We start from the raw sequence: 6,603 nt of genomic DNA on the forward strand, positions 1-6,603 counted from the left end.
TTATCCACAAGCAAAGACATGTTTTCCTGTCCCCTTGAGCCTTGTTGGCGGCGATAGATTTCTCTAGAAGGAAGCGGGAAACAAGAAAGCCGCTGCTCGCCTCATGGAAAATGCCATCGTCATTGCTGAGCCCGGTGACGACTTTGCTCAAGTCTTCGATTTCGGCTATCCGCTTTTGCGGTGCGACACGCAGGGACGTGTCACCGATTGGCATTCGGCGTCCGAGGTACCCCTCTCCGATCTTCAGCAGAACGCGCTCTGCATTCTGGCGGCGTCGCCCGATGGCCTTCGGCAGGCGGAAACCTTTTGCGCCCGGTTCGTCACGGAATTGGGGGCAGAGCCCTTGCTTCTGATCGACCTGAGCGACACGCACCCCGACCAGAGACAGGCCAAGGTGCTGAGCCAGATCGTCGATGTATTGCTGCAGGAACGGCTCAGCGCCGCGCAACGCCAGGTCGAGCTGCTGCGCGACATGGCGCAACTCAGGGCCGATTTCGAAGACCTGAGTAATGCGTTCGGACTGCTGGAAGGATTTGTTCAGGAGGCAGAGCTCGATCACAGGCAGCTGCGCCGGGACCTTGCCCCGGCATCGAACACGAAGCCCGTGACTTTGCCAGCTGGCACGGTTCTGCATCAGCGCCTGCCAGGCGAGAGCAGCGGGATCTGTGATATTGGCCTGCACATCGCACAAGCCCCAGCCGGTTCAGGCGGCCGGCTCTTGATTGGGCTTCACGCATTGGAAAAAGGCGAGACGCTTGCCGATTGGTCCATCGATCAGGGCGATCTGAGCGCCGGCTGGTTGCGATTGCCGCTGGAGGTCGCGCTTGGGCCCGACAATACCACGCTTCAACTGAGCCTCGAATGGACGGGCACCGCGCCGCTGGAGCTTGATTGGTCGCTGCGGCATCCGGACTCGCGCTATTGCCTTCAGCTCGGCGAAGGGTCCGAAGCCAAGCCCAATGAAGATGAGGACCGGGTACTTGCCCTGCAATTGTGGACTTATATTCCCGGTTGCACCCCTCCTCATTCCAGCGATGGCGCAGGGGTGAAGGTATTGGCGCAAGCGGCGCTCAAGGCTGCCCGAAATCTCAACCCGGATAACACCGACACGAAGTTTCTCGATGAGCAGAATGTTCTGCAGGTCCATCCGGTTCAGGGTGATCTGGCAGCAGCATTGCTTTGCGATGCGGTTGGTTCAGGGGTGAATGAGGTCTCGGCCAGCATTCACAGCCTGTCCGAACAAGGCGCCGACATCGAGTATGCGATTGCAGTTGCCCCGACCTCCGCTCGAATTGATCCTGCCGGCAACAAGCGTGCATTTATCCGGAGGCGTAGTGCGTTGGGGCCCTCCCTGAACAGTTTGCTGGACACTCCCGGTGCGCAAAGATCCGAATGGTACCGGCTATCTGCTGGCCAGAAAGGCCAAATCCGTCTGCTGTTGCAAGAACCGGCGGGCTCGGCGATGGATCTCTACCTGATCACCCGCATGGCAGACCACCAGTTGCCGCCAAGCTGGGCCTGGGCGGCGTTCTCGTCTGTCACCCTGAGCCGCGACAGGTTCTAGCAGGATGCGAGACGTAGCAGAACCGGCTGCACCGAGAGTTGCGATCGTCATTCCGGTGTTCCGCCACTCCGGCCTGGTGATCGAGGCGCTGGAATCAGCCCTCGCGCAAGAGGCACCTTTCCCGATCCTTGTGGCACTGGTTAACGATGGGTGCCCCTACCCCGAAACGGAAGAGGTCGGTCTGGCTTATGCCCGTGCCTATCCGCATCGCGTGATATATCTTCGCAAACCGAATGGCGGGCTTGCCAGCGCGCGCAACCATGGAATTCGCACGGTCCTGGACCGGTATCCCTCGGTCGATGCGATCTATTTTCTAGACGCCGACAACCGGCTGCGACCGCAGGCGATGGCACGGGCCATGGCCACGCTTGACGCGGACCCGGACGCAGACTGGATATATCCCAGCATCGATATGTTCGGCCTTCCCAGCGCATGGGACTACAGCGGGCCCTATTCGCTTCTTCAACACTCGACCATCAACATCTGCGAGGCGGGCAGCTTGGTCAGGCGGAAGGTCTTCGAGGACGGGGTATTCTTCGATCAAAGCTTTCGGCTCGGCTGGGAGGATTGGGATTTCTTCCTGTCGGCGGCGCGTTCCGGGTTCCGGGGAAAGTATCTGGAAGACTTTGGCTTCCGTTACCGGAAGCGCCCGGAAAGCATGCTGATGGAGGCCGACCGCGAAGCGGCGCAGTTGCAGGGGGATATGGCGCAGAAGCACAAGCTGCTGTTTGCGCCGCGCGAACTGGTGCGACTGGAAGCCGACGAGGCACCGCGCTACGCAATCTACATGCCTGACCGTGCCGAATTGCTGCATTGTGTCGATCCGGATGACGATTCGACGCGCGTTGTGGATGTCGAAACTCATATCCGGCAGGTATGGCAAGCTCAGGTTCTTCCCGGCGCGAACTCGGCACCACCCTTCACCGTGGTCATGCACAGTGCCGTGCTGGCCTGCCTCAGGTCGGCAGGTCTTCTGCACTGGGCCCTGTGGAAGCTGGAAGGCCAATTGGAATCCGCGCATGTTGTCGGGCTTCATATTTCCCAGGGCACACCGGGGCGCGTTGAAATAGCTGATATATCGGGTGTCGAGAACAAGAGCCGAATTCGTCAAGCCGCCGTTGCTGCCATTTCCCCGAAATTGCTTACCGAGGTGCTTCGCGATCCGGTGTCCGACTGGATCGACACGGTTCTCAGCGCCAACCCCAAACCCAGGATTGACCAGAGCGAGTTGTTTCTTCCCGCCTCCGTCGCCGATACAGATCGCCTGCACCGCGACGCGACCAGCAGCCTTCTGCAGCTGATCCACTCCTTGCGTGCATCTCCCTACCGAGTTGCACTTGGGCAAGACTGGCAGTGGCGCAGCAACGGCGCGACGCTGCGCAATCTCGAATACATGATTCCCCGAAAGCGGTTTTCAGGTCAGCCGGTGTATCCACGTGTCACGCGAGATACATCGCGCAACATGGGCTTCCTGCTGCCGATGGCGGAATTCGCGGGCGTCGAACGGGTCGCCTACAATATCGCCAAAGCGATGCGGGCACGCGGCTGGTCTACTCATGCCATGCTGCTTGATACCGGGTCGATCAAGATTCTACCCGACTGGCAGGACGCATTCGATAGCTTGGGGTTCCTGTCCGACCCCGACTTCCGACTTGGTGGGGCCGGGCCGCAGAATTTCCTAGGCAGCCCGATCTCAGACTGGGCCGTGTCGGGTAGTCACGACAAAGTCATCAGCATGCTTCACTGGCTCGACTGCGTGATCAATTTCCATGGTGGCGCGGTGGCCGGGACAATGGGGCAGCTTCGGCGACTGGGTGTCCGCACCGTCAACTCACTGCATGTTCATGACCTGACCCGCTTTGGCCGCCCCACCGGGAACACGCATGTCGGGCTCGCCTATGAGCATGCCTTTGATCTGTTTGCCCCTTGCTCAGAAGCGATGGCCAGCTGGCTGCGCGGCATGGGCGTTCCGCGTCAGAAGATCGTGACCGTTCCGAATGCGCCAGGCTTTGACCTGCCGGATTCCATTCAGGCAGCCGATGCCCTGACCCGTCGTCGTGACCGCTCCGCCGACAAACCGCTCAGGGCGCTTTTCATCGGTCGGCTGGACCGTCAGAAGGGGGTCGATCGGCTGGATGCATTGATCCGCGCCAGCAAGTCCCGTCGCTTGCCGGTGGATTGGCGTGTCATTGGCAGTTCCGTCATGGGGGACAGCAGAAGCCTTCCAGGCGGTAACCTTGCCATCTCGCCAGAAGCCCCTCTGTCCGATCCCGCGGATCTTGCCGCAGCTTATGATTGGGCAGACGTCGTTGTGATGCTGTCCCGCTACGAGGGATTGCCTCTGACGGTGCTGGAGGCCATGCGTTCTGGCGCGGTGGTGATCTCGACGGATGTGGGTGCCATTTCAGAGGTTGTGCAAGACGGCAAGACTGGCATTCTGTTTCCCGACAGCGAAGATATTACCCCGGCGCTTGATGCGCTTGAGCTTCTGTCCGGCGATCGCGACCGTTTGCGCGCCATGTCGGCTTCCGGTTTTGAAGACATGCTTTCTCGTACATGGCAGACGGCGACACAGGCGTTCTCTGACGCGTTGGAACAGCCAACGCCGCCAGTACCAACAGATCCCTTGAAGGATGATAGAAATGACGACACCTAGCTTGAGCCACAAGACACGTTCGGATCTGATTTACGACCTCGGCATGCACTGGGCTCTTGATACCGATTTCTATCTTCGCAAGGGCTTTTCGGTTGTCGCCCTGGAAGCGAACCCTGAAATGTGCAAACGCGCGCATGAGCGGTTTCCAACCGAAGTGGCCGATGGTCGCCTTGTGATCGTGAACCGCGCCTTCTGGAACACGGCGGATCACCAGATCGCTTTTCACGTCAATCCAGTCAAGGACGACTGGAGCAGCGTCAAGAAGGGCTGGGCCGAAAAAGGCGGCCATCAGTCGGAGGAGATACGGGTTCAGACCGTGACATTGGCGGAGCTCTTCGACCGCTATGGTGTACCACGCTATATCAAGTGTGACATGGAAGGCGTCGACGATCTGTTTACCCAACAGTTGGCAGCCGACGCGCGGCGCCCGGATTTCGTTTCGGTAGAGGCCATGTCGGCCGATACCATCTGCTTCCTGCGCGCGGCGGGCTATGATCGTTTTCAGATCGTGAACCAGGCGCTGCACAGCATGGTCCGTCCGGTGGAACCCGCGCGTGAAGGGCAGTTTGCGGATGCAAAGTTCAACGGCCATATGAGCGGGCTTTTCGGTAAGGAACTGCCGCCCGAGAAGTGGATCAATGCGGAAGAGTGCCTCGACCGGTTCCAGATGTTCCGGAAATTGCAGCTCAAGGATGGAACGCTTGCCCATGGCTGGATCGATTTCCACGCCACAACACAAGCCAGCCTGGAGACAACGGCGTGACGAGTTCGACGGATTCTACCCTCTTCGTCATTCTCTGCGAGGCCCGGTCCGAAACCTCCCTGTTGACCGAATCGCTAGACAGCCACCCCGAGATCACGTGCCACGAGAAAATGGAGCAAGGACAGGGTGCTTGATCTACGCAAGCACAAGGTTGCGTTTCTCGACCCGAACTTCGACTAGCCATATGCGAAGGCGGTAGGGTTCAAGATGTGGCATGTTCAAGCGCCGGATGCGTGCAAACGGCTGCTTGCCAAGGAGCTTGGTGTCGAAGCTCATCCTCGAGCGACGCAACAAGCGTATCAGTTTTTATCATCTCTAGTGGCCCTACCAGACCGGCGTCTGGAACCTCAGCGCAGATGCAGGCCACCGCCATCTAAGGCATGCACCTCTGGTTTTCAATGCAGTGGCTCTTGGCAGTTTTGTTTCTTTTCAAGAAGATATGTTTGCGTATTGCTGCAGCGAAACAGTGAGCCCAGTGCTCAACTTCCCCTAATTCAAGGCCGCAGGATACAAAACCGTAGAGGACCACTAACCTAGTGAGTGAGCCTGTTGGACAGAACGCTGTTGATCCGGGCATCAGGCAAGTCTTCGCCTAGAAAATCAAGGATCTTTCGGACAAAGGGAATGCCTTCCCTGAAGCGTTCGAATTCAATCGTGAAACAGGCCTCAGGATTCGCCGATTGGTAGCCCTCGAACAGCGAGTTGGCGGTGGTGATTTTTGCGCGCACTTGCTCTGGCGGGATTTTCGCCCACCATCCGGATCGCGAAACATCTTCCCAGTTGCGGGTCTGGAACAAAAATCGCGTATTTGGGAAGCTAGTTCTCAGGATATCAAGATGGGTGTTAAAGAATGCAGGATGTTCCCATTGTCGGATTTCCTTGAAGCCGCTTACCCGGCAGTCATCGGGAACTTGGAGAATCTTCTGCGCGAATAAGTCGAACAAGGACAAGCGAAAGTCATCCGGGTCAGCTAGTTCGGCTCCGTACCAAGGGTCGTAGGTGCTACCCAAAAGATTCTGATAATACACCCGTTCTTCACGCGACATGGCACTGCTATCGCGCCGTGACGCGAGATCACGCCGCGATGTGAAACTCTCATTCCACTCAACCATGTGCGCCATCTTTGCCATGAAATGTGTGAGATTACCGTTTTCCCCGCGCACACAGTACCCAGGCAGTGAATTGAGGAGTTCTTGCGTAAGGGTTGAGCCTGAACGCCCATAGGTAATCACGAAGACGTATCCATCTCTCGGCCTGAACAGATGCGGGTATTTTTCCCTGCTCGAAGTATTCAAAAGGTGCTCCCTTCTCCCAACACTCCCAAAAAACCGGACATTAAGGGTCGGTTTCGGCGGGGCACGCCGAAGAGGGTGCCTCAAACATAGCTACAACCGTCTGGAATCCTCTCCGGGCAGGGCATGAATGGCCGGTACAGGGTGGCAGGTCAATAGCGGTTGATGCTGGCGACTGGTCTAGGTGTTTAGGGTCAGCGTGTGATAGTCTACTGATCTGTCTCCATCAGAAGGACGCATCGCAAAAAGCGTTTTGGGCGGATTTTTGGTTTGGAAACTTGCGGGCCAGCAAGTGGGCGCCCCCTCAGAACACGAACTCGTCCACGAA

4 protein-coding genes are annotated in these 6,603 nt (G+C 58.1%); 3 read left to right on the forward strand and 1 reads right to left on the reverse strand.

All coding sequences use genetic code 11. The annotated features are described in order from the left end of the window. Positions 1 to 103 precede the first annotated feature (103 nt). The 3 genes from EP237_RS22445 to EP237_RS22455 are packed head-to-tail and all read left to right on the forward strand — an operon-like array spanning position 104 to position 4,983. On the forward strand, positions 104 to 1,564 hold the full coding sequence (locus EP237_RS22445; RefSeq protein ID WP_127563051.1) for a DUF6212 domain-containing protein: 1,461 nt from the start codon (positions 104 to 106) through the stop codon (positions 1,562 to 1,564). Between the two features lie 4 nt (positions 1,565 to 1,568). After that, positions 1,569 to 4,220 (forward strand): glycosyltransferase, encoded by a 2,652-nt coding sequence (locus tag EP237_RS22450; protein ID WP_127563052.1) that lies wholly within the window; start codon positions 1,569 to 1,571, stop codon positions 4,218 to 4,220. Further along, on the forward strand, positions 4,207 to 4,983 hold the full coding sequence (locus EP237_RS22455) for an FkbM family methyltransferase (protein WP_164744806.1): 777 nt from the start codon (positions 4,207 to 4,209) through the stop codon (positions 4,981 to 4,983). The genes EP237_RS22450 and EP237_RS22455 overlap by 14 nt, the downstream gene beginning before the upstream one ends. A 533-nt stretch (positions 4,984 to 5,516) precedes the next feature. On the opposite strand, the gene EP237_RS22460 is transcribed toward EP237_RS22455, so the two are convergent. Beyond that, positions 5,517 to 6,215: a sulfotransferase gene (locus EP237_RS22460; protein ID WP_164744807.1), complete on the reverse strand. Its 699-nt coding sequence runs from the start codon at positions 6,213 to 6,215 to the stop codon at positions 5,517 to 5,519. Positions 6,216 to 6,603: the final 388 nt, after the last annotated feature.

This window comes from Nioella ostreopsis (assembly GCF_004000255.1).
GTDB lineage: Bacteria > Pseudomonadota > Alphaproteobacteria > Rhodobacterales > Rhodobacteraceae > Nioella > Nioella ostreopsis.